Origin of the sequence: Stutzerimonas kunmingensis (assembly GCF_002929225.1) — a bacterium.
GTDB lineage: Bacteria > Pseudomonadota > Gammaproteobacteria > Pseudomonadales > Pseudomonadaceae > Stutzerimonas.
Window position 1 is genome coordinate 359,720 of sequence record NZ_PISM01000018.1, and the last position, 24,997, is coordinate 384,716.

Consider the following 24,997-nt stretch of genomic DNA (forward strand, 5'->3'; position numbering starts at 1 on the left):
CCCTGCCTTCAACAGCGAGCAGACTCATGTCCGACGATAACCGCTACCGCATCGACGTCAGCGTCACGCCTCGCTATCTGGCCGCGCAATCGGAGCCGGAACAAAACCGCTATGCCTTTGCCTACACCGTAACCATCGAAAACAATGGCGAGGTGGCGGCGCAGCTGCTGTCGCGACACTGGATCATCACCGATGGCGACGGCCAGGTGCAGGAAGTGCGCGGTGCCGGCGTCATTGGCGAGCAGCCGCTGATCGCACCAGGCGAACACCACGTCTACACCAGCGGAACGCTGCTGGCCACCTGTGTCGGCAGCATGCAAGGCAGCTATGAGATGTTGGCCGAGGATGGTCACAGTTTCGATGCGCTCATTGCGCCGTTCCGCCTGGCCGTACCCGGAGCATTGCATTGACGACCTATGCCGTCGGCGACCTGCAGGGTTGCCTCGAACCGCTGACCTGTTTGTTGGAGCGCGTCGACTTCAGCCCTTCGCGAGACTGCCTGTGGCTGGCCGGCGACCTGGTCAACCGCGGCCCGCAATCGCTCGAGGCACTGCGCTTCGTACGCGATCTCGGGTCGTCCGCAATCACCGTCCTCGGCAATCACGACCTGCACCTGCTGGCTGTGGCTCACAACATAGAGCGCATGCGCAAGTCCGACACGCTGCAAGCAATTCTGGCCGCGCCGGATCGGACCGAGCTGATCGACTGGCTGCGCCAGCAGAAGCTCATCCATTACGAAGCCGCGCGCCACACCGCGATGGTGCATGCCGGCATTCCGCCGCAGTGGTCGCTGGAAAAAGCCCTCAAGCGCGCCTCGGAAGTCGAGCAGGCACTGCAGGACGACGCACTGCTGATGCCGTTCCTCGACGGCATGTACGGTAATCAACCGGCGAAATGGAACAAGGAGCTGCACGGGGTGCCGCGGCTGCGCCTGATCACCAACTACTTCACCCGCATGCGTTTCTGCAAGGCCGACGGCACGCTCGATCTGGAAGCGAAGGAAGGCGCCGACAGCGCTCCCGCCGGCTACTCGCCTTGGTTTAGCCACGCCAATCGCAAGACCCGCAACGTCAAACTGATCTTTGGTCACTGGGCTGCGCTGGAGGGTCAATGCGACGAGCCGAACGTCTTCGCGCTGGACACCGGCTGCGTCTGGGGCAACGCCATGACCTTGATGAACCTCGACAGCGGCGAAATGCACCGCTGCGAATGTGAACACGGGAAACCCGCATGACCGACTTCAAACGCATCCCACCGGAACAGGCGCAGACCATGCGCAGCAGCGGCGCCGTAATCGTGGACATCCGCGATCCGCACAGCTATGCCAACGGCCACATCAGCGGCTCGCTGCATCTGGACAACCACTCGCTGCCGGATTTCATTGCCGCCGCCGATCTCGACCAGCCGCTGATCGTCACCTGCTATCACGGCCACTCCAGCCAGAGCGCAGCGGCCTATCTGGTCAATCAGGGCTTTTCGGACGTCTACAGCCTCGACGGCGGCTTCGAACTCTGGCGCCACACCTATCCGGCCGATGTCGAGCGCGGCGAAGAACAAGCATAAAAATTTATTTCCCCCCGATAGCCCGCCATCCGCGGGCTAGGCGCTATCAACAGCCGAACGGCAGCGCCTAAATTCCCTCCCCGCCCTTGATCTTGCCGAATCCGAACTATCCTTGAGTTCAGGCCATCCAAATAAACGAAGCCGGGAAACGGCTGACGGATTTCAGGGTTTCGACCATTAGGTGTTCGGGGGAACTCCACTGGCCGCCACTTCGGCCGGGCCCAGAGTGCCTGATGACGCGCCTATTCGTGCATCGATCGAGGTGAAGTCATGAGCATTTTCAGCCACTTCCAACAACGTTTCGAAGCGACCCGCCAGGAGGAGTATTCCCTCCAGGAATATCTCGATCTGTGCAAGGCGGACCCAGGTACCTATGCCAGCGCCGCCGAGCGCCTGCTGATGGCGATCGGCGAGCCCGAACTGGTCGACACATCGGTCGACTCGCGACTGTCGCGCATCTTCTCCAACAAGGTGATCCGCCGTTATCCGGCCTTCGAAGATTTCCATGGCATGGAGGAGTGCATAGACCAGATCGTTTCCTACTTCCGTCACGCCGCGCAGGGGCTGGAAGAGAAGAAGCAGATCCTCTATCTCCTCGGTCCGGTGGGCGGGGGTAAATCGTCGCTTGCCGAGAAGCTCAAGCAGCTGATGGAGCATGTGCCCTTCTACGCAATCAAGGACTCGCCAGTGTTCGAGTCGCCATTGGGGCTGTTCAACCCAATCGAAGATGCGCAGATCCTCGAGGAGGACTACGGCATTCCTCGGCGCTACCTGAACTCGATCATGTCGCCCTGGGCCACCAAGCGCCTGCAGGAGTTCGGCGGCGACATCTCCAAATTCCGCGTGGTCAAGCTGTACCCGTCGATCCTCAACCAGATCGCGGTTGCCAAGACCGAACCGGGCGACGAGAACAACCAGGACATCTCCTCGCTGGTGGGCAAGGTCGATATCCGCAAACTGGAGGAGTTTCCACAGAACGATGCGGACGCCTACAGCTATTCGGGTGCGCTGTGCCGGGCCAACCAGGGCCTGATGGAGTTCGTCGAGATGTTCAAGGCACCGATCAAGGTGCTGCACCCGCTGCTGACCGCCACCCAGGAAGGCAACTACAACAGCACCGAAGGCCTCGGCGCGATTCCTTACAGCGGCATCCTGCTGGCCCACTCCAACGAGTCGGAATGGCACAGCTTCCGCAACAACAAGAACAACGAAGCCTTCATCGACCGTATCTACATCGTCAAGGTGCCCTACTGCCTGCGGGTCAGTGACGAGATCAAGATCTACGACAAGCTGCTGACCAACAGCTCGCTGGCCCATGCTCATTGCGCGCCGGACACCCTGAAGATGCTCGCGCAGTTCTCCGTGCTGTCCCGCCTGAAGGAGCCGGAGAATTCCAACATCTACTCGAAGATGCGCGTGTATGACGGCGAAAACCTCAAGGATACCGATCCCAAGGCCAAGTCGATTCAGGAATACCGCGACACCGCCGGTGTCGACGAAGGCATGAACGGTCTATCCACTCGTTTCGCCTTCAAGATTCTGTCCAAGGTCTTCAACTTCGACCCGCACGAGATCGCGGCGAACCCGGTGCACCTGCTCTACGTCCTGGAGCAGCAGATCGAGCAGGAACAGTTCCCGGCCGAGGTGCGCGAGCGCTACCTGCGCTTCATCAAGGAGTACCTGGCGCCGCGCTACATCGAGTTCATCGGCAAGGAGATCCAGACTGCCTACCTCGAGTCCTACAGCGAGTACGGGCAGAACATCTTCGACCGCTACGTGCTGTATGCGGATTTCTGGATTCAGGATCAGGAATACCGCGATCCGGAAACCGGCGAGATCCTCAATCGCGTGGCGCTCAACGAGGAGCTGGAGAAGATCGAGAAGCCGGCCGGCATCAGCAATCCGAAGGACTTCCGCAACGAGATCGTCAACTTCGTACTGCGCGCCCGCGCCAACAACAACGGCAAGAATCCGTCGTGGCTGTCCTACGAGAAGCTGCGCGTGGTGATCGAGAAAAAGATGTTCTCCAACACCGAGGACCTGCTGCCAGTCATCAGCTTCAACGCCAAGGCGAGCAAGGAAGACCAGAAGAAGCACAACGATTTCGTCGTGCGCATGGTCGAGCGTGGCTACACCGAGAAGCAGGTTCGCCTGCTGTCAGAATGGTATCTGCGGGTGCGTAAATCGCAGTAAGTGGCTGGAAGCCTGAAGCTGGAAGCATCGCGGCGCGCTTCCAGCTTCAAGCCTATGGTTTCAGCCAAGCCCGGAGGGCCTATGAGCTACGTGATCGATCGTCGCCTGAATGGCAAGAACAAGAGCACGGTGAACCGCCAGCGTTTCCTGCAGCGGTACCGTGGGCATATCAAGAAGGCGGTGGAGGAAGCCGTCGGCCGGCGCTCCATCACCGACATGGAACATGGCGAGCAGATCAGCATTCCCGGCCGCGACATCGATGAGCCGGTGCTGCACCACGGCCGCGGCGGCCGCCAGACCATCGTCCACCCGGGCAACAAGGAGTTCGTTGCCGGCGAACGCATCCCCAGGCCGCAGGGCGGCGGCGGTGGCCAGGGCGCCGGCCAGGCCAGCAATAGCGGCGACGGCATGGACGACTTCGTCTTCCAGATCACCCAGGAAGAATTCCTCGATTTCATGTTCGAGGACCTGGAGCTGCCCAATCTGGTCAAGCGTCACCTGACCGGCACCGATACCTTCAAAACCGTGCGGGCCGGCATCAGCAACGAGGGCAACCCGTCGCGCATCAACATCGTGCGCACTCTGCGCTCGGCCCATGCCAGACGCATTGCGCTGTCTGGCAGCAGCCGTGCACAACTGCGCACACTGAAGGCAGAGCTGGAGCGACTACGTCTTGAGGAGCCGAACAACTTCGGCGACATCAAGGCCACCGAGGAGGAGATCGAACGGCTGAAGGCGCGCATCAAACGCGTGCCATTCCTCGACACCTTCGATCTGAAATACAACCTGCTGGTCAAGCATCCCAACCCCAGCTCCAAGGCTGTGATGTTCTGCCTGATGGACGTTTCCGGCTCCATGACCCAGGCCACCAAGGACATCGCCAAACGCTTCTTCATCCTGCTGTACCTTTTCCTCAAGCGGAACTACGACAAGATCGATGTGGTATTCATCCGTCACCACACCAGCGCCAAGGAAGTCGACGAGGAGGAGTTCTTCTACTCGCGGGAGACCGGCGGCACCATCGTCTCCAGCGCCCTGAAGATGATGCAGGAGATCATGGCCGAGCGTTACCCGGCCAACGAGTGGAACATCTACGCCGCGCAGGCTTCCGACGGCGACAACTGGAACGACGACTCGCCGCTCTGCCGCGACATCCTGATCAACCAGATCATGCCGTTCGTGCAGTATTTCACCTACGTTGAAATCACCCCGCGCGAGCACCAGGCGCTCTGGTACGAGTACAACCAGGTCGCCGAAGCCTTTTCCGATGCGTTCGCCCAACAGCAGTTGGTCAGCGCCGGGGACATCTACCCAGTGTTCCGCGAACTCTTCCAGCGGCGCATGACCAGCTGAGGTGTGCAGCATGAAGCGACAGCCCATTTCCACCGGCTCGGAATGGACCTTCGACCTGATTCGGCAGTACGACCGCGAGATCGGCCGCATCGCCGAGCGCTACGCGCTGGACACCTACCCGAACCAGATCGAGGTGATCACCGCCGAGCAGATGATGGACGCCTACGCCTCGGTTGGCATGCCGCTGGGTTACCACCACTGGTCCTACGGCAAGCAGTTCCTGCACACCGAGAAACACTACAAGCGCGGGCAGATGGGTCTGGCCTACGAGATCGTCATCAATTCCGATCCCTGCATCGCCTACCTGATGGAAGAGAACACCATGTGCATGCAGGCACTGGTGATCGCCCACGCCAGCTACGGGCACAACAGCTTCTTCAAGGGCAACTACCTGTTCCGCACCTGGACAGACGCCAGCTCGATCATCGATTACCTGGTGTTCGCCAAGCAGTACATCATGCAATGCGAGGAGCGGCACGGCATCGATGCGGTGGAAGACCTGCTCGACTCCTGCCACGCACTGATGAACTACGGTGTCGACCGCTACAAGCGTCCCTACCCCATCTCTGCAGAAGAAGAGCGCCGACGCCAGAAGGATCGCGAGGAGCATCTGCAACGGCAGATCAACGACCTCTGGCGCACCATTCCCAAGGGCACGGACAAGGGCGATGGGTTGGCGGACAGTCAGCGTTTCCCGGCAGAGCCGCAGGAAAATATCCTCTATTTCATCGAGAAGCACGCCCCGCTGCTGGAGCCATGGCAGCGCGAGGTGGTGCGTATCGTGCGCAAGATCGCGCAGTACTTCTATCCACAGCGCCAGACCCAGGTGATGAACGAAGGCTGGGCGACATTCTGGCACTACACCCTGCTCAACGATCTGTATGACGAGGGCCTGGTCACCGACGGCTTCATGATGGAGTTTCTGCAGTCGCATACCAGCGTGATCTACCAGCCAGGCTTCGACAGCCCCTACTACAGCGGCATCAATCCCTACACCCTGGGCTTCGCCATGTACCAGGACATCCGCCGGATTTGCGAGCACCCCACCGAGGAGGACAAGCGCTGGTTCCCGGAGATCGCCGGCAGCGACTGGCTGACCACCGTCAAGTTCGCCATGAACAACTTCAAGGACGAGAGCTTTATCCTGCAGTTTCTCTCGCCTAAGGTGATCCGCGACCTCAAGCTGTTCAGCATCCTTGACGATGACCGCAAGGACGAGCTGCTGGTCCCGGCGATCCACGATGAAAGTGGTTACCACACCATTCGCGAACTGCTCGCCGCGCAATACAACCTCGGCAACCGCGAGCCCAACGTCCAGGTATGGAACGTCGACCGTCGCGGCGATCGCTCGCTGACCTTGCGTCACATGCAGCACGACCGCAAGCCATTGGGCGGGTCCACCGAAGAGGTGCTCAAGCATCTGCATCGGCTGTGGGGCTTCGATGTGCACCTGCAGTCGATGCAGGACGATAAGCTGGTCAATACCCATCACATGCCACCAAGACCCAGCAGCGAGGCAGAGACCGACAACCGTTTTCCCGGCATGAACTTCGCCTGACGGTGGGCCGCGGCCCACCTCCGCGGCCCTTCCTTACCCGCCACGCTGTAGCCTCAGCGCCGATATCCTTTATCCTCCGCGCCAACGGAGGTGGACATGCAGATCTATAAAGTCGGCGGCGCGGTGCGCGACCGTCTGTTGGGGCGCCCGGTGACCGAGGTCGACTGGCTGGTGGTCGGTGCCACACCGGAAGAAATGCAGGCCAGCGGCTTCCGCCCGGTCGGTGCGGACTTCCCGGTTTTCCTGCACCCGCAGACCGGCGAGGAATACGCCCTGGCGCGCACCGAGCGCAAAAGCGGTCGTGGCTATGGCGGGTTTACCTTCCATGCCAGCCCCGACGTCACCCTCGAAGAAGATCTGCAGCGCCGCGATCTCACCATCAATGCCATCGCCGAAGATGACCAGGGCCAGCTGATCGATCCATACGGCGGACATCGCGACCTGCGGGCACGGCTATTGCGCCACGTTTCCCCCGCTTTCGCCGAAGATCCGTTGCGTGTTCTGCGCGTGGCGCGCTTCGCTGCACGCTATGCCGAACTGGGTTTCCGTATCGCCGACGAGACACTTGAGCTGATGCGCCAGCTGGCGCGCTCCGGCGAGTTGTCGGCGCTGACGGCGGAACGCAGCTGGAAAGAGATTTCGCGTGCGCTGATGGAGCCGCGGCCGGATGTGTTCATTCAGGTGCTGCAGGAGTGTGACGCGCTGGCCGAGCTGTTCCCGGAACTGGCCGTCACCTTCGCCAAGGGCAATGCTGCCGGTGGGCACCTGCTTGGCACGCTTCGGCAGTGCGCCGAACATACCCAGCCACTGCCGGTACGCTGGGCCTGCCTGCTACTTGGCTGTACAACGTCGGCCGATAGCCAGCAACCACGTCTGGCCGCCATCGATACACTCAACCAGCGCTGCAAGGCGCCGAGGGATTGCCAAGAGCTGGCGATGCTGCTCGGCAGGTATCAGGATGACGCGTTCAACGCCAAGAAACTGCATGCCGATGCACTGCTCGACATGCTGCAGCATTTCGACATCTACCGGCGGCCGGAGCGCTTCGAGCAGTTCGTCGCGGCTTGTGAAATGCACGCCCTGGCAGGCGCGCCCGGCGAGTTGCTCTTCGAAGCCGATTATCTGCATGGCGCGGCCAGCGCGGCCCATGCCGTGCCGGTCAAACCGCTGCTGGATCAAGGATTCAAAGGTGCCGAGCTGGGCAAAGCGCTCGGTGCTGCGCGCCTCGATGCCCTGAGCATCTACTGCCGGAAATATTCGCAGTAAGGCAATTCAGGCGCGCTGTGGAGGATGGTTGCGGATCAGATCGGCAGGCGTAAGCTCGCTGCCGCGCCACTGAAACGGCACTGGCCAGAGCTGCTGGTCGATGGATGACTGCGCCCACAGATCGGCAAAGGCCTCGCCTGCAGCGGGATGTTTGACGGTCGGCGCCAATAACGCCAGCGGCCAGAGCACGAAGGCGTTCTTCAGGATCTCCGCACGCGGCAGCAGCAAGCCATGGAAGTTGCCGACCAGCTCGCCATACAGCAGCACATCGATATCCAGCGGCAACCCCTTGCGATCCGGCGCGTAACGGCCGTTGTCCGCCTCGATGAACTTGAGCCGGCGGTCCAGTTCCGTCAGCGGCAGGTCGGTGTAGCCGGCGACCACCAGGTTGTAGAAGTTGTCGCCCTTATAGCCCACCGCCAGGCTCTCGAACACTGGCGAGCAACGCATATCCTGCAGCAGCTCGGCCAGCGCATCGAGCCCGGCATGCAGGCGCTCGATGCGCTGCACATTGCTGCCCAGGCCGAGCATGACGGGGGTCAGCGACATCCGCGTTCGATCTCCACGCCCAGCGCACGGGCACGCGCATTGACGCCTGGTTTGGTGACCCGCAAGCGCAGCCAGACGATGCCGAACTCGCTCATCAGCTTTTGCGCCAGGCCCTCGGCGAACGTCTCGACCAATTCGAAGCGAGCTTCGGCAGCAAAGCGATCGATGGTCGCCGCGACCTCGGCGTAATCCAGCGCCTTGTCCAGCTCGTCATGCTCGGCGGCGGGACGGATGTCCCAGCCCAGCGTCAGGTCGAGCTGCAGGCACTGGCGAATCCCGCGCTCCCAGTCGTAGGCGCCGATTACCGTATCCACTTCCAGGCCTTCGATGAAGACTGTATCCACGCAACGTTCTCCTGCGGCACGACAAGCTCGAAACGCGCCGTTAGACTCAGAGGCTCCCTGCCCCGGATGGATTCCATGTTCTGGCTGCTGACCTTGCTCGCGTACCTGATCGGCTCGCTGTCATTCGCCATACTGCTTAGCCGCCTGGCCGGAATGCCCGACCCGCGCGCCGGCGGCTCCGGCAATCCCGGCGCCACCAATATGCTTCGTCTGGCAGGCAAGCGACTGGCGATCTGCACGCTGTTCGGCGATCTGCTCAAGGGCCTGCTGCCCGTACTGCTGGCCGCCTCGCTGGACATGTCCGTCCAGCAACAGGCCTGGATCGGTCTGGCAGCGGTCTGCGGCCATCTCTATCCGTTGTATTTTCGCTTCCGCGGCGGCAAGGGTGTCGCCACCGCCGCCGGCACCCTGCTCGCGCTCTACCCGCCGGCCGCACTGCTGGCCATCGTCGCCTGGCTGCTGGTATTCCGCCTGACCCGGACCAGCTCGCTGGCTGCCCTTATCGCCCTGCCGCTATGCCTGCCACTGCTGGCCTGGCAGCAACCCGGCGCGCTGTTGCCGATGAGCCTGCTCGCCACACTGATCGTCTGGCGCCATCGCAGCAACGTGCGCGACCTGTTCGCCGGCCGGGAACGGCATTTCTGACCGCTCTGACGCTCATCAGATCGCCGGCAGTGTGTCCATCGACCAACGCGGCTGTACGGTGATCGCCGGACCATCATGCTGCCCGGCGAGCAAGCGCTGACAGCCAGCGTAAGCGATCATCGCACCGTTGTCGGTGCAGAAACGTGGCCGCGCATAGAAGACCTGACCCTTGAACTCACCGAGCATACGCTCCAGCGACTGGCGCAGAGACTGATTGGCGCTGACCCCGCCGGCGATGACCAGCGACTTCAGGCCAGTCTGCCTAAGGGCTCGGCGACACTTGATGGTCAGCGTCTCGACCACAGCCTGCTGGAACGCCAGCGCGATGTCGCAGCGGGTCTGCTCGGATTCGTCGCCCGCGCTGCGGCACTGCTGCCAGGTATTGAGGGTAAAGGTCTTCAGGCCGCTGAAACTGAAATCCAGACCGGGCCGATCAGTCATCGGCCGCGGAAAGACGAAGCGTCCCGGAGCGCCCTGCTCGGCCAGACGGGCGATTTCCGGCCCGCCGGGATAGCGCAAACCCATCAGCTTTGCCGTCTTGTCGAAGGCCTCGCCAGCGGCATCGTCCACCGATTCACCGAGCAGCTCGTATCGGCCAATGCCATCCACGCGAACAAGCTGCGTATGGCCACCCGACACCAGCAAGGCGACGAACGGGAACTGCGGCGGCTGCGCTTCGAGCATCGGTGCCAGCAGGTGACCTTCCATATGGTGCACGCCGACAGCCGGTACGCCCCATGCCAACGCCAGCGCCTGGGCGCAGGAGGCCCCAACCAGCAGCGCACCGACCAGTCCGGGACCGGCCGTATAGGCCACCGCATCGATCTGGCCGGCCTCGCGGCCCGCCTCCTCCAGCACCTGGCGAATCAGCGGCAGCATGCGTTTCACGTGATCGCGCGAGGCGAGCTCAGGCACCACGCCGCCATAGACGCGATGCAGGTCGATCTGGCTGAATAGCGCGTCGGCCAGCAGGCCCTGTTCGCTGTCGTAAAGCGCGACACCAGTCTCGTCGCAGGACGTTTCCAACCCCAGCACCAGCATGGGTTCAACCTTTCCGGAGGGCGAATGAAGCCGTGCATATTAATCGTCGGGCCGTCCGACCGACCAGCGCTTTTCGATCAGGGGCTTTGCATTCCGCAATTGGAGCGGGTAACATCCGCAACCCTTAAAACCAGCGTGCTTGCGAGTCATTGCCGAAGCGCGTTGCCACCGGTAATCAAGTGAAGGTAAGTCCTGGATGCCCGCTGTCAAAGTTAAAGAGAATGAACCCTTCGACGTAGCACTGCGTCGCTTCAAGCGTTCCTGCGAAAAAGCAGGCGTTCTGGCCGAAGTCCGCTCGCGCGAGTTCTACGAGAAGCCGACTTCCGAGCGCAAGCGCAAGGCTGCCGCTGCAGTCAAGCGTCACGCCAAGAAAGTGCAGCGCGAGCAGCGCCGCAGCGTCCGCCTGTACTAATCCAGTACAGCTGACGTCGCATCAAGCCCGGCTCAGGCCGGGCTTTGCATTGCATGCTTACTCCGCTTCGCCAGCCGGCGAAAGGCCGGAGTTTTTTCATTTCCGGCTCATGCAATGCGAGCGTAATCAGATACCTCTATGGCCGGCCTGATCCCCCAATCCTTCATCGACGACCTGCTCAACCGCTCCGACATCGTCGAGGTGGTCGGCTCGCGCATCCAACTGAAAAAGGCCGGCAAGAACTACAGCGCCCTCTGCCCTTTTCACAAGGAAAAGACACCCTCGTTCAGCGTCAGTCCGGACAAGCAGTTCTACTATTGCTTCGGCTGCGGCGCTGGTGGCAATGCGCTGGGCTTCGTCATGGACCACGACCAGCTGGACTTCCCCCAGGCAGTCGAGGAACTGGCCAAGCGCACGGGAATGGAAGTCCCCCACGAGGAAAGCGGCCGCAAACACAAGCCACGCCAGCCGGTCGATTCGCCGCTCTACCCACTGCTGGCTGCCGCCGCCGATTACTACCGCCAAGCCCTGAAAAGCCACGCGACCCGCAAGTCGGCCGTGGAGTACCTCAAGGGCCGCGGCCTGTCCGGCGTGATTGCCCGGGATTTCGGATTGGGCTTCGCCCCGCCCGGCTGGGACAACCTGATGAAGCATCTCGGCGGCGATGCGCTGCAGCAGAAAGCGCTGATCGACGCCGGCCTGCTGATCGAGAACGCCGAGAACGGCAAACGCTACGACCGTTTCCGCGATCGCGTGATGTTCCCCATCCGCGACAGCCGCGGCCGGGTCATCGCCTTCGGCGGTCGCGTTCTGGGCGATGACAAGCCCAAGTACCTGAATTCGCCGGAAACCCCGGTATTCCACAAGGGCCAGGAACTCTACGGCCTTTACGAAGCGCGGCAGGCCAACCGAGATCTCGACGAGATCATGGTGGTCGAGGGCTACATGGACGTCATTGCACTGGCCCAGCAAGGCTTGCGCAACGCCGTGGCCACCCTTGGTACGGCAACCAGCGAAGAGCATCTCAAGCGCCTGTTCCGCATCGTACCCAGCGTGCTGTTCTGCTTCGATGGCGACGCGGCCGGACGCAAAGCCGCCTGGCGAGCACTGGAAGCCACGCTACCGAACCTGCAGGATGGCCGCCGGGCGCGCTTTCTGTTCCTGCCCGACGGAGAGGACCCGGACACACTGGTCCGCGCCGAGGGCACCGATGCATTTCGCGCGCGCATTCAGCAGCACTCACAGCCACTGGCCGATTACTTCTTCCAGCAACTGAGCGACGAAGCCGATCCACGCTCATTGGAAGGCAAGGCCCACTTGGCCACCCTGGCAGCGCCGCTTATCGAAAAGATTCCCGGTGCAAACCTGCGCGCATTGATGCGCCAGCGTCTCACCGAGATCACTGGCCTAAACGGGGAAGCACTGCAGCATATGGCAGCAGCGCCAACCACCGCACCCAGCAACAACTCAGCCGAGTACGACGACGCCGCTTATTACGACACGGGCTCGCACTACGCCGAGACCGACTACTTCCAGCCTCCCGAAGCGCCCAAGCCACAACGCGGCGAAAAAAAGGAATGGAAGAAAGACTGGAAAAAATCCGGGCAGCGACCAGACTTCAAACCTCGCGGTCCGCGTACGCCAGCTACCGTCGAGCCGCCGACCCTGACCACGCTGCGGACGCTACTGCACCACCCGGAGCTAGCACAGAAGGTCGAGGACGTCAGCCATTTCGCCGCAGAAGACGACACATACGCACAATTGCTTGTTGCTCTACTTGGCACGCTGCAGAAGAACCCGAAGCTGCGCAGCCTGCAGCTGATCGCCCGCTGGCATGGAACCGACCAAGGGCGACTTTTACGCGCACTTGCAGAGAAAGAATGGCTGATCTCGGCCGATAACCTTGAACAGCAGTTTTTCGACACCATTAATAGCCTTGCCGCCCGACAGCGGGAACGCCGACTCGAAAGCCTGCTGCGTAAGGCTCGCCAAGGTGAACTCAGCGCAGAGGAAAAAGACCAACTGCGTAACCTGCTGAGCCGTAATGCAATACCCGCTACACCGACCTCAACTGGCGTCTGAGGTCCTAGCTCGGCTATAATGCTCAGCTTGTTTTCAGCCCGCCAGAACCTTCAGTGGATAGGGTTATATGTCCGGAAAAGCGCAACAGCAGTCCCGCCTCAAAGAGTTGATCCAGCGTGGCCGTGAGCAGGGTTACCTGACTTACGCAGAGGTCAACGACCACCTACCGGAGGATATTTCCGATCCGGAACAGGTGGAAGACATCATTCGCATGATCAATGACATGGGTATCAATGTATTCGAGGTTGCCCCGGATGCCGATGCCCTGTTGCTGGCCGAAGCCGATACCGATGAAGCCGCTGCCGAAGAGGCCGCAGCCGCACTCGCTGCGGTCGAGACCGACATCGGTCGAACCACCGATCCTGTTCGCATGTACATGCGTGAAATGGGCACGGTCGAACTGCTGACCCGCGAAGGCGAGATCGAAATCGCCAAACGCATCGAGGAAGGCATTCGCGAAGTGATGAGCGCCATCGCTCACTTCCCCGGCACCGTCGACAGCATTCTCGCCGACTATGAGCGAGTGACGACCGAAGGTGGCCGCCTGTCCGACATCCTCAGCGGTTACATCGACCCTGACGACGACGGCGCTGCTGGTCCTCAGGAGGTCGAGCCGGAAACTCCGCAGACCACCGCGAAGCCGGCGGCCGACGACAAGGATGATGAGGAAGAGGACGATTCCGACAGCGAAGAGGAAGAAGGCGATGGCGGCCCGGACCCCGAAGTCGCGCGTATGCGTTTCGGCGCAGTCGCCGAGCAGCTGGAGAAAGCCAAGAAGGCGCTGAAGAAGCACGGCCGCGCCAGCCAGCAGGCCGTCGAGGAGCTCGAAGCACTCGCCATCCTGTTCATGCCGATCAAGCTCGTACCCAAGCAGTACGACGCACTGGTCGAGCGCGTTCGCAACGCCCTGAGCCAGATCCGCGCCCAGGAACGCGCCATCATGCAGCTGTGCGTGCGTGACGCCCGCATGCCGCGCGCCGACTTCCTGCGTCAGTTCCCGAACAACGAGACCAATCTCGACTGGGCCGAGCAGCTGGCTTCCGGCAAAGGCAAGTACGCCGAAGCCATCGGCAACCGCAAGGAAGACATCGTTCGCTGCCAGCAGAAGCTGATCGAGCTGGAACAGGAATGCGACCTGGTCATCGCTGACATCAAGGACATCAACCGTCGCATGTCCATCGGCGAGGCCAAAGCCCGCCGTGCGAAGAAAGAGATGGTTGAAGCCAACCTGCGCCTGGTCATCTCGATCGCGAAGAAGTACACCAACCGCGGCCTGCAGTTCCTCGATCTGATCCAGGAAGGCAACATCGGCCTGATGAAGGCGGTGGACAAGTTCGAATACCGCCGCGGCTACAAGTTCTCGACCTACGCCACCTGGTGGATTCGCCAGGCGATCACTCGTTCCATTGCCGACCAGGCGCGGACCATCCGTATCCCGGTTCACATGATCGAGACGATCAACAAGCTCAACCGCATCTCCCGTCAAATGCTGCAGGAAATGGGTCGCGAACCCACACCTGAAGAGCTGGGCGAACGCATGGAAATGCCCGAGGACAAGATCCGCAAGGTACTGAAGATCGCCAAAGAGCCGATCTCCATGGAAACGCCAATCGGTGACGACGAAGACTCGCACCTGGGTGACTTCATCGAAGACTCGGCCATGCAGTCGCCAATTGACGTAGCCACTGTGGAAAGCCTCAAGGAAGCCACTCGCGAAGTGCTCTCCGGCCTCACGGCTCGTGAAGCCAAGGTACTGCGCATGCGCTTCGGCATCGACATGAACACCGACCACACCCTCGAGGAAGTCGGCAAGCAGTTCGATGTCACCCGCGAGCGAATCCGTCAGATCGAAGCCAAGGCGCTGCGCAAGCTGCGCCACCCGACGAGAAGCGAGCATCTGCGCTCCTTCCTCGACGAGTAAGACCAGAACCCCCGGCATGCCGGGGGTTCTTTTTTCTGCCGTATGCCTCGGAGCAGCTAGCTTCGATTGGCGCAGCCGCCATACCGCCGGTATAATCCGCCGGCCTTCTGGGGGCCTATAGCTCAGTTGGTTAGAGCAGAGGACTCATAATCCTTTGGTCCACGGTTCGAGTCCGTGTGGGCCCACCACTTTCAAAGCCGCGCACTGCGCGGCTTTTTCGTTTATCCCCTGCTGACGGACGACTCAGCGCCGCCGCTGGGTCCAGCCCTCCGCTCACCGGCCGCGCTCACCCTCCATTAATAACCAAATCGCATATAAACATCAGGAAAGGTTTCTGGACTCTCTAAGCTGACGTCTCTATCTTGCGCCGCGGGCCCGTTGTTTCGACGCGCGCCTCAGTCGCCATCCTTAAGGACGTCCATGCTTCCAGAATCGCTGCCGCTGTTGTTCGTCTGCGCCTTGCTGATCTGGGTATTGGTGGCGTTCGTAAGAGAGAGCTGGAGCCCGGATATCGTCGTGGCGATTGCCGTGGCGGTGCTGCTGGCGACGCAGCTGCTGACGCCCGGGGAAGTGCTCGGCGTGCTGTCCAACTCGGCCCCGGTCACCATCGCCTGCATGTTCATCATTTCGGCGGCGCTCGAACGCACCGGCTGCATCGATGCGCTGGGCAACTGGCTCGGTAATCTGGTGGGCACCAGCCCTACACGAGTGCTGTTCGGCCTGACGATCACCGCACTGGTGATTTCCGCCTGCCTGAACAATACGCCGGTAGTGGCGATCCTCACGCCGGTGGCGATTTCCCTGGCCAAGCGCGCCGGCACGACGCCCTCGAAACTGCTGATTCCGCTGTCGTACGCCACGATTCTCGGCGGCACGCTGACGATGATCGGCACCTCGACCAACATCCTCGTCGATGGTGTGGCGCGCAAGGCGGGGCTGGCGCCGTTCGGCATGTTCGAGATCACCGGGGCGGGCTTGATCATGGCCGCCGCAGGCATGGTCTATCTGCTGACCATCGGCAAGCATCTGCTGCCGGAACGCGACACCCTGTCCAAGTTGCTCGGCCCGCGCCTTGATCGCAACTTCATGACCGAGCTGCGCGTGCCGTCGAACTCACCAGTGATCGGAAAGACCCTCGCCGAGGCCAACCTGAACGGCGGCAGCGGGCTGCAGGTGCTGCAGGTAAACCGCAACGCGCAGCTGTTCAGCCGCCCGGAGCATGACTTCACCCTGACCGCCGGCGATCTGCTGATGATCCATGGCCAGGTAAAGGACGTGGTGGAGCTGCGCGAAAGCGGCCACCTGACCTTTAACCGGGGCGACGCCTTCGAAACCATCAGCAGCGAAGACGTGATCCTTGCCGAAGCCATCGTCGGCCGCGGCTCGCGCTACAGCCACCGACCGATGCGCGACCTCGACCTGTCCGCGCGCTACGGCATCAGCGTCTTGGCCGTGCACCGGCAGGACGAGAACATTCAGGGCAACTTCGACGATTTCCAGCTGCAGTTCGGCGATGTGATGCTGGTCGAGGGCACGCCCGCGCAGATCAAGCGTTTTGCCGACAACGGCGAACTGATCAGCCTCAACGCGGTACAGGAGCGCGCCTTTCGCCGCGACAAGGCACCGATCGCGATCATCGCCACCCTGGCGGTCATGGTGTTGGCAGCCTTTGGCGTGATGCCGATCGAAGGCCTGGCGATCATTGGTGCGGCCGCGGTGTTGGCGACGCGCTGTCTGGACGTCGAGGACGCCTACAAGGCAGTCGACTGGAAGATCCTCAGCCTGATCTTCGGCATGCTGGCAATCAGCATCGCCATGGACAAAGTTGGCCTGGTACAGCTGGTTGTGCAGAACGTGACGGCCATTACCCCCTGGGCCGGCCCGCTGTTCATGCTGTCGTTCATCTACCTGCTGACCTCGATGCTCACCGAGATGCTGTCGAACAACGCGGTGGCCGTACTGATCACTCCGATCGCAATCGGCCTGGCCCAGCACCTGGGGGTCGACCCGCGCGCGTTCGTGGTAGCCGTGATGTTCGCCGCCAGCGCCAGTTTCGCCACGCCGATCGGCTATCAGACCAACACCTTCGTCTACAACGCCGGTGGCTACCGCTTCACCGACTTCCTCAAGGTGGGCATACCACTGAACCTGCTGTTATGGGTCGTGGCGACGCTGGTGATTCCGCTGTTCTGGCCGCTCACGCCACTCTGACGATAAGGCTTGCCCTGGATCATTGACCGTCCAGGCGTTCAGTTTCATGCTCTCGGGCCTTTGCCACCGACGAACAAGAACAAGGAGCGCGCCATGAAACTGGAAACCCTCGCCATCCATGCAGGCTACAGCCCGGACCCGACCACCCGGGCGGTGGCGGTACCGATCTACCAGACCACATCCTATGCCTTCGACGACACCCAGCACGGCGCCGACCTGTTCGATCTGAAGGTGCCGGGCAACATCTATACACGCATCATGAATCCCACCACCGACGTGCTCGAGCAGCGCGTCGCGGCACTGGAAGGCGGGGTGGCGGCACTGGCCGTTGCCTCAGGAATGGCGGCAATCACCTACGCCATCCAGACCATCGCCGAAGTCGGCGACAACATCGTCTCGGTCGCCAAGCTCTACGGCGGTACCTACAACCTGTTCGCCCATACCCTGCCGCGCCTGGGCATCGAAGTACGCTTCGCCGCCCACGATGACATCGCCGCCCTGGAAGCGCTGATAGACGAACGCACAAAGGCGGTGTTCTGCGAATCCATCGGCAACCCGGCGGGCAACATCATCGACCTAGCCGCCCTGGCCGAAGCCGCACACCGCCACGGCGTGCCGCTGATCGTTGACAACACCGTCGCCACGCCGATGCTCTGCCGCCCCTTCGAGCATGGCGCGGACATCGTCGTGCACTCGCTGACCAAGTACATGGGCGGCCACGGCACCAGCATCGGCGGCATCGTGGTCGACTCCGGCAAGTTTCCCTGGGCGCAGCACAAGGAGCGCTTCGCGCTGCTGAACACGCCCGATGTGTCCTACCACGGCGTCACCTACACCGAAGCGTTCGGTCCCGCCGCCTTCATCGGCCGCTGCCGCGTGGTGCCGCTGCGCAACATGGGCGCGGCAATTTCGCCATTCAATTCGTTCCTGATCCTGCAGGGGCTGGAAACCCTGGCGCTGCGCATGGAACGCCATTGCGAGAATGCACTGAAGGTCGCCGAGTTCCTGCAGGCCCATCCGCAAGTGGCCTGGGTCAAATACGCCGGGCTACCGGATCACCCCGAGCACGAACTGGCTCGCCGTTATATGGGAGGCATGCCGGCGTCGATCCTCTGCTTCGGTATCGAGGGCGGCATGGAAGCCGGCGCGCGCTTTATCGACGCGCTCAAGCTGGTGGTGCGGCTGGTGAACATCGGCGACGCCAAGTCCCTGGCCTGCCATCCAGCCAGCACCACGCACCGCCAGCTGAATGCCGAGGAACTGGCCCGCGCCGGTGTGTCACAGGACCTTATCCGGCTATCCATCGGTATCGAGCACATCGACGACATCCTCGCCGATCTGGCCCAGGCGCTAAGCGCGTCCAAGGGCTGACTCGCGCTTGATATCCGCCGCCGAGGCTCCACATTAAGGGCATACCGCCGTGGAGCCTCGTCATGACCGAATCCCTGATCGTCCCCTGCGCGCACTGCGCCAGCCTCAATCGTATCCCCGCGGACCGGCTGCACGACGCACCGCGCTGCGGTCGGTGCAAGGCCGAGGCGTTGCCAAACGCTCCGTTCGACTTGCAACAGAGCCAGTTCGCCAACCAGATCAAGGGCGACCTGCCGCTACTGATAGATGTCTGGGCCAGCTGGTGCGGGCCCTGCCGCAGTTTCGCCCCGACCTTTGCGCAGGCTGCCAGTCAGCTCCAGGGCCGCTGCCGCCTGGCCAAGCTCGACAGCGAGGCCAATGCACAGCTGTCGACGCAACTTGGCATCCGCTCGATTCCCAGCCTGATTCTCTTTCGTGATGGCCGCGAGATCGCTCGGCAGAGCGGCGCAATGCCGTTGCCACAGCTGATGGCGTGGCTAGCGCAGCAGGACGTGCGGTAGGCCACCGAAGGAAGGAGGCTGTTTGAAGTGGGCTCCGACGCGTGTACCGGAACGATTGGCGACGCCGTCGAGTCCACTGAACATCTGCGACTCAACAGGAGCGCCTTATGTTCGACAAGCCTTCGCATACCTTCGAAATCAACTACATCTACCAGAACGATCCGCGCGCCGAGACCTATGACGTCGATGCGGACAGCCTGTCTCAGGGCGAAGCGGCTCGCCATCTCATCGAGCTACACAATGGCGACGCCGAGAACAGCCTGGTGATACCAAAAGCGGGTGCTGACGAAGCACAGTTACGTGAGCAGGCCGAAGTCGTGGGCATCACCGACATCCGCGTTACCCGTGTGCCCAAGCAGGAGAAAGGCGAAACCCCTGCCCATTACAAACAGCCCTGACCTGATAGCTCGCCCTGCAGGCACGCAGGGCTCGTCAGTAGTAGTACCAGCGCAGTTGTAACTGGACTTCGGTTTCCGCCTCGGCGCGATGGCTGAAGCTACGCACCAGGCCCAGACGCAGGCCGATATCGTCATGCAGTTCGAACTGCTGAGCGAAGCTGATGCGTCGGCGCACTTCGCCGTTGTGGAAATAGTCGCCGCGCGCTTCAAGGAGCAGATTTCCCGCTCTATTCCGCCAGAGCAGTCCGCTATCGAAACCCGCGGCCGGACTGATGGCCGCGCCGAAATCCGGGTTGTGCTCAAGCCGGGCCGTAGCCAAAGCAAAGCCGAGCAGACCGTCTCCAAACTGCCACGTGAAGCCACCGCCGCCGTTGAGATGCCCCACCAGTCGATCCTGATCAGCCTCCGGCACGCGTTCCAACCCCGCGGCGACCTGCCAGGACCAGGGCCTCAGCAACGGCGTAACGGGCGTCAACGAACGAATTCCGGCCAGGTCCAGCCGTTGCAGCGTCCAGCGGTTGCCTTCGTACTGACGCATCCGCAGCTGGGCGATTTCAATCTGCGCGCCCATCGGAAAGCCTTCGAGATTGTCGAGCAGGTCGTGATAGGCCATGCGCAGCCCATACTCGGCGAAGGCTCGATCACCGTGGCTGCCGAGGCCGAACTGCAGCGTGCGTGACTCATGGCCATATTCAGGCAGAACCGGCCGCTCGACCTCCAGGCGAGGCGGCGGATTACGATTGATTGCCTGCAGCAGACGATAGCTTTGAGCGGCATTGGCCGCATCGCGCACCTCTCCGGTGACGCGATAGCGAACCAGGCGGTAAGCGCCATCCTGAATCAAGGCGCGGCGTTCTGCCGGCAGCTTGAGATAGTCGCTCTGCTTAAGCACCTGTGGATCGTCGGCCAGTTGGCGAACCCAGGTTAGTTCCTCGGTTTCGAGTGGCTCGGTGCGAGCCAGCAATTCTCGCTCACGCGAAGGGCGGTAATCGATACCCTCGACAAGCCCTGCATCGATCACGGCGCGCACGGTGTCGGCCGGTATTGCAGTTAACGGAAACTGCGCAGTCAGCCTGAGCCCGGGCCGGGCGATTTCCAGCAACTCAAGCAGGCGGTACGAGCAATTCTCGTCAAAGAAGAAGTAATCGAAGCGTATCTGCTTGAGCTCCCAGACATGCTCAAGCATCCGCCCCGTCTCATCCGGCGTCAGATTCAGCCGGTATTCCCACAGATCACGATTCTCTAGGCGGCTGTACTCGCCGATCTTCTCGCGATACGGCAGCAGCGAAAACAATCCGGGATAGCCTCCCATCAGGCCCTTCCAGGCATAGAGGATGCTGTTATCTAACCCTTCGATAAAGGCCCCGAAATTGAGCGCGGAACTCAGCAGGGGGCTACCCTGTGTATCGATGTTGGCCTGATCGATACGCAGCAGCGTATGACCGAACATTGATGATGGGCTATTGAGATAGGCCGCTGGGAAGACCAGCACGGCCCTGTGCGGCGCGACTTCGGCGAACCAGATTGTGAATTCGGAGCACTCGACCGCTGGCAGATCGGTCAGGCTCAACTGCTCGCGTAACCAACGGGTGCGCGCGGGGTAGACACATTGAGCATGCGGGTAACCCTGATCCGCGGGAGCATAAAGGGCGGCGAGCGTCGCCGCGAGCTCAGCCGCCGGATCTTGTTCGCCGCCCTCGGCCAGGAAGAAGCCATCATCATCGACATAGCTTCGCCAGCCGCCAAGCTTGCCGCGCTCGTAGTGACCAAGCGAATGCCAGTAGGCCTCGTCGGCAAGCCGATGCAAGGCAGAAACAGGGGGTGGAGAAGCCAGCACGACGGCGCTTAGGCTACATAGCGCCAGCAATAGCAGGGGTCGAAGCATATTCGGCCAATGGCAAGCGGATATGAAAGTGCCCGCCGGAGCGGGCACAATGGTAGGCGCGTGAAACTCAGGCCTGCTCGACGTACTGAGCCAGACGAGCATCCGCTTTGAGCACCGCCAGGGTAGCAGCATGGACCTGTTCGGCGGTCACATCGGCGGAGCTGAAGATTTCGTCGAAGTGCGCCTGGGTGACGCTGGCGAAATGTGCGCGATCCTCAGGCTTGATGCCCAGCACGACGGCATAGGTCGTCAGCGCCTCACCTTCGCCCATGGCCATGTCTTCAGACAGTTCGGTCATGATGCTGCCGAGCACCAGCATCGGTTTGCCGTTGTACTGCAACGCCCCATCAGTGGAGCAACCATTGGTACCGGAGGTCATGCCGAAGGTGGCATTACCGGATGTCCCGTTGGTGATCGAAGCCACTAGGTGCGACGGCAGACCGCGCTGACCTTCGAACAGCATGTTGCCCCAGCCGCAACCCGGCCCACCCGGAGCGGTGGCGAAGGCACTGGCGGAAGCGGTAAGGAGCAGGGACGCTAGCAGAATCCGTTTCATGATCGTTCTCTTTGGTGGATAACCGGCGCCCTCGCCGGCTGCGCTGTAGCTTTGGCAGGGCAGTGGACAGTGTCAAGCTAAAAAGGCCCGCACCGCTGAACAGTTCAAGCTAAAGCCGCCGAGACCTTTCCGCCTACCACATAGCCATACCGCCCAGCCAAATACCAACGCGTCAGCATTAGCTGTGCAGCGACATGTCATATCGCCATCTTTCATGATAGTTTCCGCGACCGCGCGTCAAGGAGCGCGCATGTCCGCAATTACAAGGAGCTGTCGTGAAACTAACCCCTATCATTCTCGCCGGTACGATTCTCGCCTCTACCGGCTGCGCGAGCGGCCTGAATTCATATCAGAAATCCGAACTTCGCCACTATGAAGCCGCCGGGCTGGCGGTCGAAGAGAAAAGCCCCGCCCTCGGGACGGCACTCGGCCTGCTACCCGGCGGTGGCTCGTTCTACGGTCGGGAGTACGGTTTCGGCGTGGTCAACTTGCTGTTCTGGCCCCTGTCCATCCTGTGGGACCCGGTAAGCGGGCACAGCGCAGCGGAAACGATCAACTATCACGCGACCAAGCAGCACGTCAGCAAGCTGGAAAACAGCGAGATGGACGCGCTGGAAGATCAATTGGCGCAGAACCAGATCGATCTGACCCACTACACCCTGCAAAAGCGCAAGATCGAAGCGAAGTACGACTTCAACTGATTGCTTGGCCGGCAACGAGCCCAGGCCCGCAACCGGCTTCGCGCCAGCCGCTGAGGGGGCTTCAACTGCCCGAAAGCGCCTCGCGCGTCACCAGATCCATGAAGGCCTGTGCTAGCGGCGACTGCTCCTGGCGGCGCTTGACCAGCCACACGGCTGTGGTGGCGTCCTGATCCGACAGGGTGCGGAAGCGCACTCCGTCGATACGGATACGGCGAAAGGATGCCGGCAGCACCGACACGCCCAATCCCGCCGCGACCAGTCCGATAATTGTCAGAGCCTCGTTCGCTTCCTGCGCGATGCGCGGGGTGAATCCCGCCTGTCGCGCCAGATTGAGCAACTGATCGTAGAGCCCGGTGCCGTAGCTGCGCGGAAAGAACACGAAGGGCTCGTCGGCCAGCTCCGCCAGAGCCAGGCCCTCCTCCCCTGCTTCGGCAAGCGAATGCCCCGTATGCATCAGCGCTACCAGTGGCTCGCTGAACAGCTCGACGGTCTGCAGGCCCGGCGGCAAGGCAAAGGGACGGATCATGCCGACCTGCAGCGTCTCGTCCTGGACCGCGTCGATCACCTGCTTGCTGGTCATCTCCTGCAGCGCAAGGTGCACCGCCGGGAAGGCCTGGCGAAAGGCCAGAATCGCCCGCGGCAGAATCGACGTAAAGGGCGCCGACGAGGTGAAGCCGACCTGCAACTCGCCGATCTCACCCTGCTCGGCACGCCGCACCACATCGACCGACTTGTCCACCTGAGCCAGCGTGCGCCGGGTCTCGTCGAGAAACAGCCGCCCCGCGTCGGTCAGCGACACCCGGCGGTTGGTGCGGTCGAACAGGCGCACGCCCAGCTCCTGTTCCAGAGCCTGGATCTGCTGGCTAAGCGGCGGCTGAGAGATACGCAGCAGTTCGGCTGCTCGACCGAAGTGCAGCTCTTCGGCCACCGCCACGAAATAGCGTAGATGTCTCAGTTCCACGTGCGCTCCAAACGATTCGTAAAACATATCAATAAGGACGAATAATATATTGGATAGCTTAAAAAAAGCTTCCTATCATTTCGCCCATAATCCGAACAACAGCAGTCGCGCCCCTTGATCGAAAAGGGATCACAGGCGTAACGGGCTGCTTTTGGCCGGAAAAAGCGAATCGGACAGAGGTCTCCATCGTGAGCAGTACGCACGGCGCCAGTGGCGCGTCAGCAGAGATACCTGCGCCTGGCGCGCCCATCAGCCATACCGAGAAAGGCACGCAGCGCTTCGCGCGCACTGCCCTGGCCCTGTTCGCTGGCGGCTTCGCCACCTTCGCCCTGCTGTACTGCGTGCAGCCGATGATGCCCATGCTGTCGCAGGCGTTCGGTATCAACGCAGCGCAGAGCAGCCTGATCCTTTCGCTCTCGACCCTGACACTGGCCGTCGGATTGCTGATCACCGGACCGATCTCCGATGCCATCGGCCGCAAGCAGGTGCTGGTCGTCTCCCTGCTCGCTGCCGCCGTGTTCACCGTCGGCAGTGCACTCGCACCCAGCTGGGAAGGCGTACTGCTGATGCGCGCGCTGGTTGGCTTGGCGCTCAGCGGAGTGGCTGCGGTGGCCATGACCTACTTGAGCGAAGAGATCCACCCGCACCACCTCGGCCTGGCGATGGGGCTGTATATCGGCGGCAATGCCATCGGCGGCATGAGCGGACGCTTGCTGAGCGGCGTGCTGGTGGACTACCTGTCGTGGCACAGCGTGCTCGGAGTGATGGGCGGTCTGGCGCTACTGGCGGCGCTGTTGCTCTGGCGCTTCCTGCCGGAGTCGCGGCACTTCCACCCACGCCCGTTGCGCCTACGCGGCTTGCTGCAGGGCTACACGCTGCATTTTCGCGATGCCGGCCTGCCGTGGCTGTTCCTGCAGGGGTTCCTGCTGATGGGCAGCTTCGTCACGCTGTACAACTACATCGGCTATCGGCTGATTGCCGAGCCGTTCCACCTCAGCCAGACCATGATCGGCCTGCTAGCGGTGCTCTATCTGTCGGGCATCTACAGTTCGGCACAGGTGGGCGCGCTCGCTGATCGCTTCGGCCGGCGCCGAGTGTTCTGGCTGGTAATCGCCCTCATGTTGGCAGGCGTGACCCTGACCCTGTTCGACCGACTGCCGCTGGTACTGCTGGGCATGCTGCTGTTCACCTTCGGTTTCTTTGGCGCCCATTCGGTGGCCAGCAGCTGGATCGGCCGCCGCGCGCAACAGGCTCGCGGCCAGGCGTCGTCGCTCTATCTATTCAGCTACTACCTGGGCTCGAGCATCGCCGGCACGCTGGGCGGCGTCTTCTGGCACGCTGCCGGCTGGGACGGCGTAGGTCTGTTCATCGCCTCGCTGTTGCTGATCGCCCTCGCCGTGGCCCTGCACCTGGCGCGCCTGCGCCCACTGCCGGAGCCACAAGCGGCTCACTGAGCCGGTAAAGCAAAACGCCCCGCAAATGCGGGG

General features: G+C 61.9%; 23 protein-coding genes and 1 tRNA gene. 18 read left to right on the top strand and 6 right to left on the bottom strand.

The window, feature by feature from the left end:
* Nucleotides 1-26: 26 nt before the first annotated feature.
* The 7 genes from apaG (at nt 27) to CW305_RS12320 (ending at nt 7,933) form a co-directional block, all read left to right on the top strand.
* Entirely contained in the window at nt 27-410 is a 384-nt protein-coding gene (gene apaG / locus CW305_RS12290; RefSeq protein ID WP_023445891.1) for a Co2+/Mg2+ efflux protein ApaG, read from the top strand.
* A complete protein-coding gene (locus tag CW305_RS12295; RefSeq protein WP_044314699.1) occupies nt 407-1,234 on the top strand; it encodes a symmetrical bis(5'-nucleosyl)-tetraphosphatase in 828 nt (275 codons plus the stop codon). The genes apaG and CW305_RS12295 overlap by 4 nt, the downstream gene beginning before the upstream one ends.
* A complete protein-coding gene (gene glpE, locus CW305_RS12300; RefSeq protein ID WP_003300975.1) occupies nt 1,231-1,563 on the top strand; it encodes a thiosulfate sulfurtransferase GlpE in 333 nt (110 codons plus the stop codon). The genes CW305_RS12295 and glpE overlap by 4 nt, the downstream gene beginning before the upstream one ends.
* Nucleotides 1,564-1,833: 270 nt before the next feature.
* Complete coding sequence (locus CW305_RS12305; protein ID WP_042924561.1) at nt 1,834-3,756, top strand: PrkA family serine protein kinase; 1,923 nt, start codon at nt 1,834-1,836, stop codon at nt 3,754-3,756.
* Between the two features lie 81 nt (nt 3,757-3,837).
* Entirely contained in the window at nt 3,838-5,109 is a 1,272-nt protein-coding gene (locus tag CW305_RS12310; RefSeq protein ID WP_014821685.1) for a YeaH/YhbH family protein, read from the top strand.
* A 10-nt stretch (nt 5,110-5,119) separates the two neighbouring features.
* Nucleotides 5,120-6,667, top strand: a complete 1,548-nt coding sequence (locus CW305_RS12315) for a SpoVR family protein (RefSeq protein ID WP_044314698.1) — start codon at nt 5,120-5,122, stop codon at nt 6,665-6,667.
* Nucleotides 6,668-6,763: 96 nt separating this feature from the next.
* Nucleotides 6,764-7,933 carry a multifunctional CCA addition/repair protein gene (locus CW305_RS12320; RefSeq protein ID WP_104098025.1) on the top strand — a complete coding sequence of 390 codons (1,170 nt, stop codon included), beginning with the start codon at nt 6,764-6,766 and terminating at the stop codon, nt 7,931-7,933.
* Between the two features lie 6 nt (nt 7,934-7,939).
* Here CW305_RS12320 and folK read toward each other — a convergent pair whose 3' ends face one another.
* Complete coding sequence (folK, locus tag CW305_RS12325) at nt 7,940-8,482, bottom strand: 2-amino-4-hydroxy-6-hydroxymethyldihydropteridine diphosphokinase (RefSeq protein ID WP_041015149.1); 543 nt, start codon at nt 8,480-8,482, stop codon at nt 7,940-7,942.
* Complete coding sequence (folB, locus tag CW305_RS12330) at nt 8,473-8,826, bottom strand: dihydroneopterin aldolase (RefSeq protein ID WP_104098026.1); 354 nt, start codon at nt 8,824-8,826, stop codon at nt 8,473-8,475. The genes folK and folB overlap by 10 nt, the downstream gene beginning before the upstream one ends.
* Nucleotides 8,827-8,901: 75 nt before the next feature.
* On the opposite strand from folB, the gene plsY reads away from it, so the two are divergent.
* On the top strand, nt 8,902-9,471 hold the full coding sequence (plsY, locus tag CW305_RS12335; protein ID WP_031297964.1) for a glycerol-3-phosphate 1-O-acyltransferase PlsY: 570 nt from the start codon (nt 8,902-8,904) through the stop codon (nt 9,469-9,471).
* A gap of 15 nt (nt 9,472-9,486) precedes the next feature.
* On the opposite strand, the gene tsaD is transcribed toward plsY, so the two are convergent.
* Complete coding sequence (gene tsaD / locus CW305_RS12340; protein ID WP_023445898.1) at nt 9,487-10,512, bottom strand: tRNA (adenosine(37)-N6)-threonylcarbamoyltransferase complex transferase subunit TsaD; 1,026 nt, start codon at nt 10,510-10,512, stop codon at nt 9,487-9,489.
* A gap of 196 nt (nt 10,513-10,708) precedes the next feature.
* Here tsaD and rpsU point away from each other — a divergent pair, with 196 nt between their 5' ends.
* The 8 genes from rpsU to CW305_RS12380 all read left to right on the top strand — a co-directional run bounded on the left by rpsU (nt 10,709) and on the right by CW305_RS12380 (nt 19,407).
* Nucleotides 10,709-10,924: a 30S ribosomal protein S21 gene (gene rpsU / locus CW305_RS12345; protein ID WP_003296736.1), complete on the top strand. Its 216-nt coding sequence runs from the start codon at nt 10,709-10,711 to the stop codon at nt 10,922-10,924.
* A 138-nt stretch (nt 10,925-11,062) separates the two neighbouring features.
* Complete coding sequence (gene dnaG / locus CW305_RS12350; protein ID WP_104098027.1) at nt 11,063-13,006, top strand: DNA primase; 1,944 nt, start codon at nt 11,063-11,065, stop codon at nt 13,004-13,006.
* 67 nt (nt 13,007-13,073) lie between these two features.
* Nucleotides 13,074-14,927, top strand: a complete 1,854-nt coding sequence (gene rpoD / locus CW305_RS12355; protein ID WP_014821693.1) for an RNA polymerase sigma factor RpoD — start codon at nt 13,074-13,076, stop codon at nt 14,925-14,927.
* A gap of 111 nt (nt 14,928-15,038) precedes the next feature.
* Nucleotides 15,039-15,115, top strand: a tRNA-Ile gene (locus CW305_RS12360).
* A 190-nt stretch (nt 15,116-15,305) separates the two neighbouring features.
* Nucleotides 15,306-17,138 (top strand): SLC13 family permease, encoded by a 1,833-nt coding sequence (locus CW305_RS12365; RefSeq protein WP_342748745.1) that lies wholly within the window; start codon nt 15,306-15,308, stop codon nt 17,136-17,138.
* 93 nt (nt 17,139-17,231) lie between these two features.
* Nucleotides 17,232-18,509, top strand: coding sequence for a bifunctional O-acetylhomoserine aminocarboxypropyltransferase/cysteine synthase (locus CW305_RS12370; RefSeq protein ID WP_104098029.1), 1,278 nt, complete (start codon nt 17,232-17,234; stop codon nt 18,507-18,509).
* A 62-nt stretch (nt 18,510-18,571) separates the two neighbouring features.
* On the top strand, nt 18,572-19,009 hold the full coding sequence (gene trxC, locus CW305_RS12375; RefSeq protein ID WP_014821708.1) for a thioredoxin TrxC: 438 nt from the start codon (nt 18,572-18,574) through the stop codon (nt 19,007-19,009).
* A 107-nt stretch (nt 19,010-19,116) separates the two neighbouring features.
* Nucleotides 19,117-19,407: a hypothetical protein gene (locus tag CW305_RS12380; RefSeq protein WP_104098030.1), complete on the top strand. Its 291-nt coding sequence runs from the start codon at nt 19,117-19,119 to the stop codon at nt 19,405-19,407.
* 34 nt (nt 19,408-19,441) lie between these two features.
* Here CW305_RS12380 and CW305_RS12385 read toward each other — a convergent pair whose 3' ends face one another.
* Together CW305_RS12385 and CW305_RS12390 are read right to left on the bottom strand one after the other, a co-directional pair.
* Entirely contained in the window at nt 19,442-21,292 is a 1,851-nt protein-coding gene (locus CW305_RS12385) for an Lnb N-terminal periplasmic domain-containing protein (protein ID WP_104098031.1), read from the bottom strand.
* 67 nt (nt 21,293-21,359) lie between these two features.
* Nucleotides 21,360-21,848: a DUF3015 domain-containing protein gene (locus CW305_RS12390; protein WP_044315408.1), complete on the bottom strand. Its 489-nt coding sequence runs from the start codon at nt 21,846-21,848 to the stop codon at nt 21,360-21,362.
* A 275-nt stretch (nt 21,849-22,123) separates the two neighbouring features.
* Here CW305_RS12390 and CW305_RS12395 point away from each other — a divergent pair, with 275 nt between their 5' ends.
* On the top strand, nt 22,124-22,549 hold the full coding sequence (locus CW305_RS12395; RefSeq protein WP_044315407.1) for a hypothetical protein: 426 nt from the start codon (nt 22,124-22,126) through the stop codon (nt 22,547-22,549).
* 61 nt (nt 22,550-22,610) lie between these two features.
* Here CW305_RS12395 and CW305_RS12400 read toward each other — a convergent pair whose 3' ends face one another.
* Complete coding sequence (locus tag CW305_RS12400; protein WP_104098032.1) at nt 22,611-23,510, bottom strand: LysR family transcriptional regulator; 900 nt, start codon at nt 23,508-23,510, stop codon at nt 22,611-22,613.
* A 227-nt stretch (nt 23,511-23,737) separates the two neighbouring features.
* Between CW305_RS12400 and CW305_RS12405 the strand changes: the two genes are divergently transcribed.
* Nucleotides 23,738-24,964, top strand: a complete 1,227-nt coding sequence (locus CW305_RS12405; RefSeq protein ID WP_230358171.1) for an MFS transporter — start codon at nt 23,738-23,740, stop codon at nt 24,962-24,964.
* Nucleotides 24,965-24,997: the final 33 nt, after the last annotated feature.

Coding starts and splice junctions, on each gene's coding strand:
- glpE (WP_003300975.1), top strand. CDS start 1,231: ATGACCGACTTCAAACGCATCCCACCGGAACAGGCGCAGACCATGCGC.
- CW305_RS12315 (WP_044314698.1), top strand. CDS start 5,120: ATGAAGCGACAGCCCATTTCCACCGGCTCGGAATGGACCTTCGACCTG.
- apaG (WP_023445891.1), top strand. CDS start 27: ATGTCCGACGATAACCGCTACCGCATCGACGTCAGCGTCACGCCTCGC.
- CW305_RS12310 (WP_014821685.1), top strand. CDS start 3,838: ATGAGCTACGTGATCGATCGTCGCCTGAATGGCAAGAACAAGAGCACG.
- rpoD (WP_014821693.1), top strand. CDS start 13,074: ATGTCCGGAAAAGCGCAACAGCAGTCCCGCCTCAAAGAGTTGATCCAG.
- rpsU (WP_003296736.1), top strand. CDS start 10,709: ATGCCCGCTGTCAAAGTTAAAGAGAATGAACCCTTCGACGTAGCACTG.
- CW305_RS12320 (WP_104098025.1), top strand. CDS start 6,764: ATGCAGATCTATAAAGTCGGCGGCGCGGTGCGCGACCGTCTGTTGGGG.
- folK (WP_041015149.1), bottom strand. CDS start 8,482: ATGTCGCTGACCCCCGTCATGCTCGGCCTGGGCAGCAATGTGCAGCGC.
- CW305_RS12385 (WP_104098031.1), bottom strand. CDS start 21,292: ATGCTTCGACCCCTGCTATTGCTGGCGCTATGTAGCCTAAGCGCCGTC.
- CW305_RS12380 (WP_104098030.1), top strand. CDS start 19,117: ATGTTCGACAAGCCTTCGCATACCTTCGAAATCAACTACATCTACCAG.
- tsaD (WP_023445898.1), bottom strand. CDS start 10,512: ATGCTGGTGCTGGGGTTGGAAACGTCCTGCGACGAGACTGGTGTCGCG.
- dnaG (WP_104098027.1), top strand. CDS start 11,063: ATGGCCGGCCTGATCCCCCAATCCTTCATCGACGACCTGCTCAACCGC.
- plsY (WP_031297964.1), top strand. CDS start 8,902: ATGTTCTGGCTGCTGACCTTGCTCGCGTACCTGATCGGCTCGCTGTCA.
- CW305_RS12305 (WP_042924561.1), top strand. CDS start 1,834: ATGAGCATTTTCAGCCACTTCCAACAACGTTTCGAAGCGACCCGCCAG.
- CW305_RS12370 (WP_104098029.1), top strand. CDS start 17,232: ATGAAACTGGAAACCCTCGCCATCCATGCAGGCTACAGCCCGGACCCG.
- CW305_RS12390 (WP_044315408.1), bottom strand. CDS start 21,848: ATGAAACGGATTCTGCTAGCGTCCCTGCTCCTTACCGCTTCCGCCAGT.
- trxC (WP_014821708.1), top strand. CDS start 18,572: ATGACCGAATCCCTGATCGTCCCCTGCGCGCACTGCGCCAGCCTCAAT.